The organism is Saliphagus sp. GCM10025334, from assembly GCF_042663485.1.
Lineage (GTDB): Archaea > Halobacteriota > Halobacteria > Halobacteriales > Natrialbaceae > Natronosalvus.
The window spans coordinates 953,494-966,255 of sequence record NZ_JBHTAF010000001.1; the positions used below are offsets into that span (position 1 = coordinate 953,494).

At 65.6% G+C, this 12,762-nt stretch carries 11 protein-coding genes; 8 read left to right on the forward strand and 3 right to left on the reverse strand.

Features of this window, described 5'->3' with window-relative positions; translation table 11 throughout:
- Nucleotides 1-414: 414 nt before the first annotated feature.
- Nucleotides 415-1,179 (reverse strand): VOC family protein, encoded by a 765-nt coding sequence (locus ACFQO4_RS04440; protein WP_500259764.1) that lies wholly within the window; start codon nucleotides 1,177-1,179, stop codon nucleotides 415-417.
- A gap of 109 nt (nucleotides 1,180-1,288) precedes the next feature.
- On the opposite strand from ACFQO4_RS04440, the gene ACFQO4_RS04445 reads away from it, so the two are divergent.
- The 8 genes from ACFQO4_RS04445 to ACFQO4_RS04480 all read left to right on the forward strand — a co-directional run bounded on the left by ACFQO4_RS04445 (nucleotide 1,289) and on the right by ACFQO4_RS04480 (nucleotide 10,135).
- Complete coding sequence (locus tag ACFQO4_RS04445; protein WP_500259765.1) at nucleotides 1,289-1,909, forward strand: non-canonical purine NTP pyrophosphatase; 621 nt, start codon at nucleotides 1,289-1,291, stop codon at nucleotides 1,907-1,909.
- 170 nt (nucleotides 1,910-2,079) lie between these two features.
- The gene (locus tag ACFQO4_RS04450; RefSeq protein WP_500259766.1) at nucleotides 2,080-3,090 is read left to right on the forward strand and encodes an NAD-dependent epimerase/dehydratase family protein; all 1,011 of its coding nucleotides are present in this window, start codon (nucleotides 2,080-2,082) and stop codon (nucleotides 3,088-3,090) included.
- A gap of 223 nt (nucleotides 3,091-3,313) precedes the next feature.
- Nucleotides 3,314-3,673: a hypothetical protein gene (locus tag ACFQO4_RS04455; protein ID WP_312912037.1), complete on the forward strand. Its 360-nt coding sequence runs from the start codon at nucleotides 3,314-3,316 to the stop codon at nucleotides 3,671-3,673.
- A 272-nt stretch (nucleotides 3,674-3,945) separates the two neighbouring features.
- A complete protein-coding gene (locus tag ACFQO4_RS04460; RefSeq protein ID WP_500259767.1) occupies nucleotides 3,946-4,461 on the forward strand; it encodes a helix-turn-helix transcriptional regulator in 516 nt (171 codons plus the stop codon).
- A 177-nt stretch (nucleotides 4,462-4,638) separates the two neighbouring features.
- A complete protein-coding gene (locus ACFQO4_RS04465) occupies nucleotides 4,639-6,456 on the forward strand; it encodes a DUF7282 domain-containing protein (RefSeq protein ID WP_500259768.1) in 1,818 nt (605 codons plus the stop codon).
- 177 nt (nucleotides 6,457-6,633) lie between these two features.
- Nucleotides 6,634-6,939, forward strand: coding sequence for a MazG nucleotide pyrophosphohydrolase domain-containing protein (locus ACFQO4_RS04470; protein ID WP_500259769.1), 306 nt, complete (start codon nucleotides 6,634-6,636; stop codon nucleotides 6,937-6,939).
- A gap of 167 nt (nucleotides 6,940-7,106) precedes the next feature.
- Nucleotides 7,107-8,630 carry an MATE family efflux transporter gene (locus ACFQO4_RS04475; protein ID WP_500259770.1) on the forward strand — a complete coding sequence of 508 codons (1,524 nt, stop codon included), beginning with the start codon at nucleotides 7,107-7,109 and terminating at the stop codon, nucleotides 8,628-8,630.
- A 308-nt stretch (nucleotides 8,631-8,938) separates the two neighbouring features.
- Nucleotides 8,939-10,135 carry a tyrosine-type recombinase/integrase gene (locus ACFQO4_RS04480; RefSeq protein WP_500259771.1) on the forward strand — a complete coding sequence of 399 codons (1,197 nt, stop codon included), beginning with the start codon at nucleotides 8,939-8,941 and terminating at the stop codon, nucleotides 10,133-10,135.
- Nucleotides 10,136-10,217: 82 nt separating this feature from the next.
- On the opposite strand, the gene ACFQO4_RS04485 is transcribed toward ACFQO4_RS04480, so the two are convergent.
- The gene (locus tag ACFQO4_RS04485; RefSeq protein WP_500259772.1) at nucleotides 10,218-11,297 is read right to left on the reverse strand and encodes a DUF354 domain-containing protein; all 1,080 of its coding nucleotides are present in this window, start codon (nucleotides 11,295-11,297) and stop codon (nucleotides 10,218-10,220) included.
- Complete coding sequence (locus tag ACFQO4_RS04490) at nucleotides 11,294-12,553, reverse strand: glycosyltransferase family 2 protein (RefSeq protein WP_500259773.1); 1,260 nt, start codon at nucleotides 12,551-12,553, stop codon at nucleotides 11,294-11,296. The genes ACFQO4_RS04485 and ACFQO4_RS04490 overlap by 4 nt, the downstream gene beginning before the upstream one ends.
- Nucleotides 12,554-12,762: the final 209 nt, after the last annotated feature.

A 12,762-nucleotide genomic window follows, 5' to 3' on the forward strand; every position in this document is an offset into this window, starting at 1 on the left:
TCACGGATTGGTGAGGGTCACGGTTTGGCGCAGGATCGACTCCAACACTGGTGGTTAGACCGAACTATTCGCGGAGAGTGAGTGTCCAGGATTGCCGAGAGGATGGAGTATTCGGGCGATCGTAAGACCGGATTACCGCGTCAACGATCCAACCAGTCACGGGAGGGGTGGCGAACGTGATGACGACACGACGACGATTTGGCCAGTTCGAAACGAGTCGTGCGCAGCGTGGTCACTGGGGCCCGGCTCTCGAGGGTCGCACTGCTTGAGTCGCTTGAGTCGCTCGAATCACTCTAACTTCTCGAACTACTCGAGCCAGACGAAACTGTGACACTACACCATCGATCAGCGAGAAGATTCGATACCGCGGAAGCACAAAAGGAGCGTCCGTGACTGTCGATCGCTCTCGAAAACTCAGTCTCGAGTCACGATCTCGATCTCGTGGCCATCCTGGTCTTTGGTAAACGCGTAGCGGTCGTCACACGACTCCGGGTCCCGGTAGTCCTCGGTCTCGCGCTTGAGCATCTGGTCCCAGGCGTCGTGCAAATCGTCGACGGAAACCGCGAGGTGGCCCCAGGCGTCGCCCATCGTGTACTCACGGCCGTCGTAGTTGTACGTGAGTTCGAGAGTCATCTCCTCCCGGGAGGCCCCCTCCCGCTGGACGAAGTAGTTCGCGAACGTGTCGGACTCCCAGCGACCGATCTCGTCGTACTCGAACTTCCGCGTCCAGTAGCCCAGCGCCTCGTCGGCGTCCTCGACGCGGATCATGGTGTGGTCGAGGCTCCACTTCGCCCCGTAGTCGCGCTTGACGATTTCGATCTCGTGACCGTCCGGGTCCTTCACGAACGCGTAGCGGTTCCCGCAGGACTCGGGATCGCGGTAGTCCTCGACGCCCTCGTCCATTAGCTGCTGGTAGCTCGAATCGAGTTCGTCCTCGGGAACCCGGACCGCGATGTGGCCCCAGGCGTCGCCCATCTCGTAGCTCCGGTCGTCGTGGTTATACGTCAACTCGAGGACCGCGCCGTCCTCGTGGTCGTCCTCGGGACCGAGGTAGACGTTGGTGAAGGTGTCGGCCTCCCAGCGTCCCTTCTCCTCGTAGTCGAAGTGGGTGCCGTACCACTCCAGGCTCTCCTCGAGGTCCTCGACGCGCAGCATGACGTGATCGAGCGTAGCGTCCATGCCCAGAAACTCGACCGCCGGGAGGAAAAGGCTAGCGGAGGCGGCGACCGGCGGGGGAGGAAACGGAGAAATCGACGGCGCTTTCCCGCTCCCGTGCGCGCCCACGCGTATGGACACACTCTATTTCGCCACCGGCAACGCGGGCAAACTCGAGGAGGCCCGCGAGTACCTCGACGGGCAGGCGACCCTCGAGCAGGTCGAGTACGACTACACCGAGATCCAGAGCGACGATCTGGGTGAGATCGCCGCGACGGGTGCTCGAGAGACCCACGACGCGTTAACGACTGGCGACGCGTTGGCCGGAGACGACGAGCTAGCGGGAGACGACGAGCTGGCGACCGAGAAAGCCGACATCGACGGCGTCCTCGTCGACGACACCGGCCTCTTCGTCGACGCCCTGGGCGGCTTCCCGGGGCCGTACTCGGCCTACGTCGAGACGACCGTCGGCGTCGAACGCATCTGGCGACTGCTCGAGGCCGAGGACGAATCCAACCGTCGCGCACACTTCCGCACGGTCATGGCCTACGCCGACGCCGAGGGTGTCGAGACCTTCGAGGGGTCGGTCGCCGGAACGATCGTGGCCCCGCGCGGCGAGGCGGGCTTTGGCTACGATCCGATCTTCGAGTACAACGGGCAGACCTTCGCGGAGATGACGGCCGCGGAGAAGAACGCCATCTCCCATCGCGGGCGTGCGCTGGCCGCGTTCACCGACTGGTACGCGGATCGGTAGCGCCTCGGAACCCGCTCGAGCGACGTGAACGACTTAGACGGTGCGAACGACTCAGGCGGCGTGAATGGCACGAACGACGCGAACAACTCGAGCACCCTGCTCTCGTAGGAATCGGATACGTTGGGGTACGTCGTCTATACTAAACCGCGGGCGACTGGTTGGCCTCCCCGATGGAGCACCACCCACTCGCCGACCGCCGCGTCCTCGTCACCGGTGGCGCCGGCTTCATCGGCAGCCACCTCGTCGACGCGCTGGCTCCCCACGCGGAGGTTCGCGTCCTCGACAACTTCGTCAACGGTACGCGCGAGCACGTCCACGACGACGCGACCGTGATCGAGGGCGACCTCCGCGATCCGATCGCCCTCCAGCGTGCGGCCCGCGGCGTCGACGTTATCTTTCACGAGGGCGCCATCGTCAGTGTCACCGAGAGCGTCGACGAGCCCCGGCACACGAACGACGTCAATCTCGAGGGGACCCTGGGCGTGCTCGAGCAGGCCCGCCTCGAGGATGCCCGGGTCGTCCTGGCCTCGAGCGCGGCGATCTACGGCCATCCCGAGAGCGTTCCGGTCGCGGAGACGGACTCCCTGCGTCCGACCTCGCCCTACGGGATCCAGAAGCTCGCCATCGATCACTACGCACGCGCGTACAACCAGTTATATGGGCTCGAAACCGTCGCCCTGCGGTACTTCAACGCCTACGGCCCCCGCCAGCAGGGCCCCTACAGCGGCGTGATCGCGACGTTCCTCGAGCAGGCTCGCGCCGGCGAGCCGATCACCATCGAGGGCGACGGCGAGCAGACGCGCGACTTCGTCCACGTCTCGGACGTCGTCCAGGCGAACCTGCTGGCGGCGACGACCGACGCGGTCGGGCGAGCGTACAACGTCGGAACGGGTACGCGGACGTCGATTCGAGACCTCGCCGAGACGATCCGGGACGTCACCGATTCGGACTCGGATATCGTCCACGTCGAGCCCCGTCCGGGCGACGTCCGCCACAGCGTCGCGTCCGTAGCTCGAGCGCGCGACGAGCTGGACTTTACGGCACGAACCGACCTCGAGTCGGGGCTCGAGCGCCTCGTCGAAGCGGGGACGGACTCCCGGGCGGTACAGCGGACAGAGGGTCGCCCGACGAACGAGGTCGGCGGCGAGCGGGGAACGAGCGGGAGCCGGCAGGACGCGTAGACACCTGGGACGACCGCGCCCACGATTTGGACTCGGTGTCCCTCTCGTGCGTGGTCTCTTTTTCGTCTCCGGTGACCGTCACGGAAGGGACGACTTACTGCGACGAGAATCCGGCGATGCTCTCACCTGAGAGAGACGCGAGACAGCCACGGCTTCTTGGGAGTCACGCTCGCGTGCGTGTAGGGCGCCGATAACTAACGAGGGAGCGGCCCTACTCCCTGGTATGGCTACAATCGACAGCATCATCGTGTTCGCCGTGAGCTTGCTCATCGGAGCCCTCGGAATTTACGTCGGGGCCAAAGTCATCGTCGACACGGAGGACTACACCTACGCCCTGGTCACGGCCCTCATTGGGGCGATCGTCTGGGGCGTCGTCGGGTTCTTCCTCGGCTGGATTCCCCTCCTGGGTCCAGCGATCGTCCTCATCGCGTACCTCGCGGTGATCAACGCTCGCTATCCGGGCGGCTGGATTCAGGCGGCGGCGATCACGCTCGTGGCCTGGTTGAGCGTACTGATCGTGCTCTACATCCTCGCGTTCCTCGGCGTGACGACGTTCGACGCGGCGGGGGTCCCGGGCGTCTGAGCCGTGTTCGTCGGGTCGAGCCATTGGGACCGTACCGTCAGACTCGAGTCGCCAGGGTCGACCCCTCGACCACACACCTCGACGAACGTCACGCGCCAGAACCCCGCGCTGGACGCGGGTATCGAGCCGACCTCTCGAGTCGCCTGAGTGTCGCCGAACACAATATCACTTGTACTCTTATAAAAACTACTTTAGCGCCGCGCGTCGATGATTGCTGACAGACCCCCACAGAACGGCGTTTCGACCAGTTGCAACCGATTTACACTCGTCGTATGAATCCAGCCACCATCTCCAACCCGGTCGTATCTGCCCCGGCCGAGTGGTCGACCCTCGAGTGGTCGGTCACCGGTATCGGTGTCCAGACACGTGCACAGGTGTTCGCGCTCCAGACACACCTCCAGGCCCAGACCCAGGGTGGCGAGGAGTCCCACCTGGCCGCGATCGTCGGCATCCTGGCGCTGGCGTTTCTGGCCGGTGGCCTGGTTCTCCGGAAGCGACTCGCAGTGGGCAAGGAAGCGGACTCGAGAGATTCTTCGGAGGGTGAATCGATGCTCACCGACCGCGAGCGGGTGTGCTCGCTGATCCAGCGAAACGGCGGGCGGATGAAGCAGTCGGCGATCGTCGACTCAGTCGACTGGTCGAAGGCGAAGGTGAGCCGCCTGCTGGCCGACCTCGAGGACGAGGGCGAGATCACGAAGTTGCGGATCGGTCGCGAGAACCTCGTGTGTATTCGGGGGAACGAGCCCACCGCGACCCGATCGCACGAGCCGCCGCGCGATCCCCAGTAGGTATCGAGTACACGACGCGGTGTCCGACGCAAACCCAAACGAAATGCCTCATTTCTGGCGCGGGCGCCGGTTGGAACGACGTCGGTAAGGAGCAGTTTGTCGTTTCCCGTCGAAAGCGTTGGGCCGGTTTATGCCCGCCTTCGTCAAGTTTCGTACGCCTTTACGGCACGAGATGACATGAGCACACGAAAACACGTAGTCGTCGTACTCGTCGCCCTGATGATGCTGACGAGCGGTGTTGCCCTGGTGGGGGCGGCATCCGCATCTTCGGGGACGAGCCTGTCAGTACAGGACGACGAGACGAACGACACAGAGAACGACACTGAGAACGACACGAGCGAGGCGGACGACGAAACAGCACAACCGTCCGCGAGCGTGACGTTCAGTGACCAGACTACCGACGGAACCTCCGTCGTCGTCGACGAGGTGACGATGGAGGAGGGCGGCTTCGTGACAATCCACGATAGCTCGCTGCTCGTCGGCAACGCACTCGAGAGCGTCCTCGGAACCTCCGAGTACCTCGAGGCGGGCACGCACGAAGACGTCGAGGTCCAACTCGACGCCTCGCTCGAGGAGAGCGAGACGCTGATCGCGATGCCCCACCTCGATACGAACGACAACGAGGCCTACGACTTCGTCGAGACCGAGGGCGAAGACGACGGTCCCTACCTCACCGAAGACGGTGAGCCGGTGACCGACGAGGCTGCAGTGACCCTCGAGTCGGCAGAAGAGCCGGCTAACGAGACCGACGACGTCGAGGACTCGGAAGCGGACAACGAGACTGACGACGCCGAAGCTGAGAAGCCGTCTGAGTGCCCCGTCGAGGAGGAGGATGACGGCGACGACGCCGAAGCCGAACCACCGGCCGACGATGCTGACGAAGAACCGGCCGACGACACCGATGAGGAACCGGCTGACCACGCCGACGAAGAACCAGCCAACGACAGCGACGACGCTCCCGTCATGGAGCCCGACGCTGACGCCGTCGAAGACGGCGTAACGATTATCAACGCGAACTTCTCCTCGGTGACGATCGAGCAAGTCACGATCGAAAACGTCTACATCCTCGTCCTCGACGACGAGGAGGCGCTCGACCGGCTCGAGGAGATGCTGGGAGACGATGAGAACGTGACCGTCGTCGACGGTGAAGACGAGATGGATGGCGTCGACGACAACGAGACCGACGACGACTACGACGACAACGAAACCGACGTAGGTGACGACGATGACATGGACGACAACGAAACCGATGCCGGTGTCGATGACGGTGTCGACGACAACGAATCCGACATCGGTGACGACAACGAGACCGACGTCGGCGATGACGACAACGAATCCGACATCGGTGACGACGAAACCGACGACGCAGACGACAACGAGACAGATACCGACGTCGGTGACGACGATGACATGGACGACAACGAAACCGACGCTGGTGTCGGTGATGGCGACGACATGGACGACAACGAGACGGATACCGGCGTCGACGACAACGAGACAGACGACAACGATACCGACGTCGGCGACGGCGACATGGAATCGTTCACCGTCGAAAATCTCGACGCACCGGAGAACGCGACCGTCGGTGACACCATCACGGTCAACGCGACCGTCACCAACCCCAACGACGAGGAGGCCACCCAGGACGTCGAGTTCAGGGTCGACGGCGACCTCATCGAGTCACAGTCGGTGACGCTCGACGCGGACTCGAGTGACACCGTCGAGTTCGAGGTCGAAACCGGCGAGCTGGAAGCCGGCGAGTACGTCCACATGGTCCTCACCGAGGAGTTCGGCGAGGTTGCCTTCCTCGAGCTGACGGAGGAAGACGAGATGGACGACACCGAGACTGACGGAGACGATGCGGACGATAACGACACTGACGACAACGACACTGACGAGACCGACGACTACGACGACAACGAAACCGACGACAACGAAACCGACGACACGGATACGGACTCCCGTATTCCGATCGGCGTCGTCGGACTGGTCTAGGCACGACCGGACGTCGAGTCGCTATTTTTCAGTCGCCCGTCACCAGACCCATAGACGTGCGCCCGCTCGAGTGACTGGCGAGGTGCTAAACGGACGATCGACGGAGGAGAACGAGCGACTCGCTCGAGTAGTCACGAAACCGACGCCTTTTTCGATCGATCGCCACACGTCCCAGTCATGGACGCCCAGGACGACGTCGCGGCGTTTCTCGAGCGACACGACCTCGAGACGGATCCGGCCTACCGCGCCCTCGACCTCGCTTCCGAGGTCGGCGAGGTGGCGAAGGAACTCACCGAGTCGACGGCCTACGGAGCTGACCCCGAGGCCGCCGCCATCGCTCGAGACGAACTCGGGGACGCACTCTTCGCCCTGCTCGCACTCTGTACCGAAGCCGACGTCGACGCCGGAGCGGCCCTCGAGGAATCGCTCACAAAGTACGAACAACGGCTCGAGACGTCCGGGAGCGCCGGCTCCGGGAGTTGACGGGCGAACGTAACGGCCGAGAGGTGCGATGAGCCAGGGCCAGGGTCGCGAACGAGGATAGAGTATGCGAGCCCCAGCCGTGGTAGATGGTTTCGATTCGAAACCGGTCGGCTATGCCGCGTCGGGAAGTGCTTTTAAGCGGAGGCTGCTAGGCTCGCGTGATTCCGGTGGTCCGTCGCGTCCCAAATCCGTTTCGATTGCTGATTCTCTGGATCGGCTTCGCCCTCGCTCGAGCGGGGCTGATCGAGCGCGAACGGGCCCGGCGGACGACCGACCTCGCGTGGCCGCGCATCGTCACCGGCATCGCCCGCATGTCCAAGAGCGCCGTCGACGTCGCGATGGTCGGTATCGCGGTGGGTTCGTCGGCCATCGCCGGCGTCGGGTTCGCCGGCCCGTTCTGGGGGCTCGCATTCTCGGTCGGCGGCGGAGTTGCTGGCGGCACCATCGCGCTCGTCTCCCAGCGCTACGGCGCCGAGGCCTACGACCAGCTCGGACAAGCCGTTCGCTCGAGCGTCTTCCTCGTGGTCGTCGTCTCGCTCCCCATCACGGCTACCTTCTGGCTGTACGCCGAGTCTTTCATCGGACTGATCACGGACAACCCGGACGCGATTCGGTACGGGTCCGCCTACCTGCAGGTCGTCGCCCTCGGCATTCCCTTCGCAGGGCTCAACCTCATCGGGAGCCGCGTGTTCGTCGGCATGGACGACGCTTGGACCCCGATGGTCGTTCGGGCCGGCGGCGCCGTCGCCAACATCGGGATCAACGCCGTGTTGATCTTCGGCCTCGACCTGGGCGTCGTCGGCGCCGCCCTCGGGACCGTCCTCTCGAACGTCGTCGTCACTGCGGTCTTCGCGGTGGGACTCACCGCCGGACGCCTCCCTGGGGCGAGGGCGTTCCCCGTCCGCGTCGATCCCGTCGGGAGCTACGTGGACGCCCCGACGCTGCGGGACCTGGTCACCATCGGCCTCCCCGTGTTCGGCACCAACCTCGTCTGGACCCTCGCCGAGTTCCCCATGCTCGCCATCGTCGACGTCTTCGGCGAGGACACCGTCGCCGCCTACGTCATCGCCCGACGCATCTGGGGCGTCATGAACACTCCCGGCTGGGGCTTCGGGCTGGCCTCCTCGAGTCTCGTCGGGCAGGTACTCGGCTCCGGCGACGAGGGGACGGCCGAGCAGTACGGCCGCGAGATCATCCGCTTCGCCGTCGCCGTCTACGCGGTCTCGGCGTTCCTGGTCTTCGTCTTCGCCGAGCAGATCACGCTGCTGTTCAGCAACGATCCGACGGATCCCGCGATTCCGATCGCCGTCTCGCTCGTCCACGCCGCCTGCGTGGCCGTCGTGCTTCGCGGCGTGTCCGGCGGTGCCTCCGGCCCGCTCAATGCCAGCGGCGACACCCGTTGGCCGTTCTACAGCCAGTTCCTCGGGATGTTCGGCTTCGCGATCCCGCTCGCGTACCTCGGCGCGAATGGTCTCGAACTCCCGCCGCTCGAGGCCGCCGTCCCCCTTCTCGACGCCACGGTCGCGGTCCCCGGCGTCTCGATACCCGCGATCGGGCTGATGGGGCTGTACCTCGCGTTCGTCGCCGAGACGGCCGTCCCCGCAGCGGTCAACTACTACCGGTTCTCGACGGGGAAGTGGAAACAGATCAGCCGGTCGTACCGCCCGGAGACGCCGACGGCGGACGACTGACGGCCGAAGCGGTAACTTTCTTTCCGTTTCTCGAGACCGAAACGCAGATGTACGAGGCGCGAGTAGGAAGCGACGAGAATGACGGTCGAGTCCTGCTCGGCAAGGGGTGACGTCGAGGGAGACGCGTCGATCGTCGCGTCCTCTGTCCAACTATTCCAAAGCCGTTTCTCGAGCGCTCGACGTCGCATCCAGCGTGAGGGGCGAGTGGTGTCCCGCGAGGGGGAAGAACGTGACCGATACGAGCGACCAGAGGAATGTGAGGAACGCGACGAATCAGACGAAGGCGACCGACGCGAGGTGATCGCCACGTGAGCGAGGTCCGCGTTCGCGTCGCCGACGCCGTCGATGCCTACCTCCAGCGCAAGGCCGTCGGGAACCCGGACGGACCCGGCGCCGGCACCTACGCCTCGAACGCCGAGTCCGTCCTCCGTCGGTGGGCAGAGTGGCTCGAGCGCGAACACGCCGTCGCCTCGCTGTTCGACCTCGACGTCGAACACATGCGCGCCTACGCCGAGGAACTCGACGGCAGAACACGCCGGGGCGACTACACCGCCTCGACGGCCGGCACTTACTTCGCCGTCGTCAGGGCCTTCCTCTCGTGGTGCGTCCGCGGCGGCATCCTCGAGACCAATCCGGCCGCGACCGACGCCGCCGAGGGAGCACTCCCGGTCGACGACGGCGCCGACGCCAGCGACCGGTCCTGGACCCGCGACCAACGCGACGCGCTCGAGGCGTTCGTCCGCGAGCGATCGCTCGAGGCCGAAGACGCCCCCAGAACCGAGCGCCTTGCCCGACTGCGCGAGTACGCGATGGTCGCCGTGCTGGCCCACTCGGGCGTCCGTGGAGCCGAACTCTTCCGGGTTCCGGAGGACGACCGTCGCACCGGTGCGACCTGGGCCGACGTCGACTTCTACTCCGGGACGATCCGCGTCCTCGGACGCTCCCAGCGACTCGAGGACGTCCCGTTACCGGCCTCCGCTCGAACCCCGCTCCGGCGCTACCGCGTCGTCCAGGACCCGCCTTCGAACGAGTGGCCGCTGTTCCCGACGCGACACGCCCCCTCGGTCGCCCGGCGGGTGCGGACGGTCCTCGAGGAACGAGGGTTCGGGGACGACGAGATCGAATCGCTCTGTGAGAAACACACGTCCGCGGAGCTCTCGCGACGGTTCGCTATCGCGCCGCCGGCGATCACCACCGAAGGCGCGCGTTCGATCCTGAAACGGCTGTGTACGGCCGCCGAGATCGACGTCGATGGCGACTACCTGACCCCGCGGGGAGCCCGGACGGGACTGGGCGAGCGAACCTATCCAGGCGAGCAAGCCTCGGTGGAGACGGCCCTCCGCCAGCAGTCCTCGGAGCAATCGATCGCCATCGTCGAGGATCGGCCCGACCTGGGGCTCGGCGGCGTCGACGATCTGGTGGACGTGGAGATGGGAGTGGATGTCGACGCGAACGCGGATACGGATGCGGACGTCGACGCTGACGCGGACGCAGACGAATCCTGATCGACCCGAACGGGCACCCCGAGCGCCCGGCGGCTCGAGGCTGGAGGCTGGAGGCTCAGGACTCGAGGTCCAATCCCCCTGATCAATCCGCCGAAACGGCCCGGTGCTCGACCGTTTCCACCGCCGCCCCGCCCTGCTCGCAGAGCAGTTCCGTGACGTACGCCGCGACGTCGATCTTGTCGTCGAACAGCCGTTCCCGGCGCGCTCGCCAGCGCGTCCTCGTCTCGGGATCCTGGACGATCTCCCGAACCAGCTCGAGTCCCTCCTCCTCGTCGGGCGTCGACCGGAGCAGGTCGTAGGTCTCCTCGAGTTCGACGAAGTTGGTCATGTCCTTCTCGCGGGCGGCAAACGACTGGATGCGAACGGTCGGCGTCCCGAGTAGCGCCGACTCGGTCGCCATCGTCGCCGAATCGCCCGCGTAACAGTCGGCGAAGTAGAGCAGGTCGTGGATCAACGTCGGCGGAACTGGCAGCTTGTAGGCCTCGAGGTCCGACGGAAGCGAATCCGTACTCGTGATGTAGACGTCGCCGTGCTCGTCGAGCATCGAAACGAGTCGACGCTTGCCCTCGAGCGAGAGGCCGCCCTCGCCGACGTCGTGGAGCGCGTCCCACCGGCGAAACCGGAGGACGAAGTAGGTGGCGTCGGGGTCGACGCCGTGGGCGACCAGCGCGTCCGGGTCGGGTTCGAAGTACTCCGGGTGGAGGTAGGCGAGTTCGTGGAAGCCCTCGTAGCGGACGTGGTTCGCGCCGTAGTCCTCGTCGTAGTGATGCGGCGTGGCGACCACGTGGGCGAACGGGGTCGTGATCCGGTGGGAGGTCGTCCCCTCGTTGTCGACGAAGACGACGCTTCGGGCGCCGACGAGCGGGGCGACGTGGGAAACCGCCACGCCGCCAATGGCGGTCATCACGTCCGGACCGATCGTTCGCGCCCGCCGGAGCAGGCGGAGTTCGTAGGCCAGTTGCACCTTCGCGAGTTCCGACAGCGAGTCCTGGGGGCCCGTCAGCACCTCGTGGGGGATGCCGTAGGCGTTGAGCAGCGGCACCGCCAGGTCGTTCTCGCGGGCGAAGACGAACACTTCGTGGCCCCGCGCCTCGAGTTCGTCGATGACGTGGCGGTAGAAGTGAACGTGGGCGGGGTGCTGGATGGTGACGACGGCCTTCATTCCTCGGTCACCACCGTCACCGTGCCGACGTTGGCCTCGTGGTCGAGCGTCATCGCGAACGCGAGACACATCGCCCCGAGGAAGGCGTAGAGGACGGTCCAGCCGATTCGACCGGTCCGCGTCTCGGCACGGGCGCGATTGGCCGCCGCCCACCCGAACGCCGCGGTTGCTAGCAGCCAGCCCGCGACGCCGAGCCCGTAGAGTACCACCAGCGGGTGGAACTCGCGGACGACGTACCGTCGGCCGAGACGGCGCAGAAAGCCCGTCAGGAGGAGTTTCGAGAGCCGCGGCACGAAGGTCCGGTACTCGATGTGGCTCCGCTCGTCGCCGTACACTGCCGGCATCGACACGTCCGCGATTCGGTAGCCGGCCGTGTTGAGTTCGACGAGCAGGTCGTTCGCGAAGCCGTACTCCTCGTAGAGGGCGTCGAGATCGACGGCCTCGAGCGCGTCCCTCGAGATGGCCGTGTAGCCGTTCTGGGGGTCCATCATCTCCCAGTAGCCGCTGGCGACCTTCGTCAGGACGGTCAGGGTGACGTTGCCGAAGAGCCGCCAGTTCGACATCGACTCGCGGTGGTCGTGGCCCGCGAGACGGTTACCCTTGGCGTAGTCGGCCTGGCCCTCGACGATGGGATCGAGTAGTCGGTGGAGCTGGTCAGGGTCCATCTGGGCGTCTCCAGCCATGACCGCGGTGACGTCCATTCCGTCCTCGAGAGCACGGCAGTAGCCCGTCTTGATCGCGCCGCCGACGCCACGGTTTCGCTCGTGGCGGATGGGGACGACCGTCGTCGAAGCGTCCTCGCTGGCCTCATCGTCACGCTGGCCCGAGCGGTCGGCGTCCCTGAGGGAGGCGTCGGACCGCTGTGCGTGGTCGTCCATCGGACGATCGAGTTCGCGTTCTCGCTCGATACTGCTCAGATCCGTCTCTGGGAGGCGATCCGTCTCGGCGTCGGTACTGGAGGCGACGCTCGAGCCGCCGTCGGGGGCCGTCCGATCGGGTTGGTCAGAACTGCCGGCCCGACCCCCTCCATCGCTCGAGGCCTGGACGACGCTCGAGGAACCGTTTCCATCCGTCACCAGTTGCGGGGTCGCCCGCTCGGCGTAGCGCGTGATCTCGTTCCAGGTGCCGTCCGTCGAGCGGTCGTCGACGACGTACACCCGGTCGACGAACGCGGGCATCGTCTCGATTACTCGGCCGACGAACCCCTCCTCGTTGTAGGCGGGCACCACGACGCCGACGCTGTGTGCTCGGTACACAGTGCTCACCTCTGTGCAGGCGACGTGCTCGGAGGGCGAGCGTCGGACTCGCGGGGAGCCGATATCGGTACGTGGGTAGAAGTGCGTCTCATCTACGACTGAGATTCGTCCGTTCGCCCATTGTTATGCGACGCTTGCGGGAACTGTAGTCTCGAGCTATCGCAATCGACGTTCCGGCGGGCCTCGAGCGTCGTCGATGGCCGCTCGGA

Coding starts and splice junctions, on each gene's coding strand:
- ACFQO4_RS04450 (WP_500259766.1), top strand. CDS start 2,080: ATGGAGCACCACCCACTCGCCGACCGCCGCGTCCTCGTCACCGGTGGC.
- ACFQO4_RS04465 (WP_500259768.1), top strand. CDS start 4,639: ATGAGCACACGAAAACACGTAGTCGTCGTACTCGTCGCCCTGATGATG.
- ACFQO4_RS04470 (WP_500259769.1), top strand. CDS start 6,634: ATGGACGCCCAGGACGACGTCGCGGCGTTTCTCGAGCGACACGACCTC.
- ACFQO4_RS04485 (WP_500259772.1), bottom strand. CDS start 11,297: ATGAAGGCCGTCGTCACCATCCAGCACCCCGCCCACGTTCACTTCTAC.
- ACFQO4_RS04440 (WP_500259764.1), bottom strand. CDS start 1,179: ATGGACGCTACGCTCGATCACGTCATGCTGCGCGTCGAGGACCTCGAG.
- ACFQO4_RS04445 (WP_500259765.1), top strand. CDS start 1,289: ATGGACACACTCTATTTCGCCACCGGCAACGCGGGCAAACTCGAGGAG.
- ACFQO4_RS04455 (WP_312912037.1), top strand. CDS start 3,314: ATGGCTACAATCGACAGCATCATCGTGTTCGCCGTGAGCTTGCTCATC.
- ACFQO4_RS04460 (WP_500259767.1), top strand. CDS start 3,946: ATGAATCCAGCCACCATCTCCAACCCGGTCGTATCTGCCCCGGCCGAG.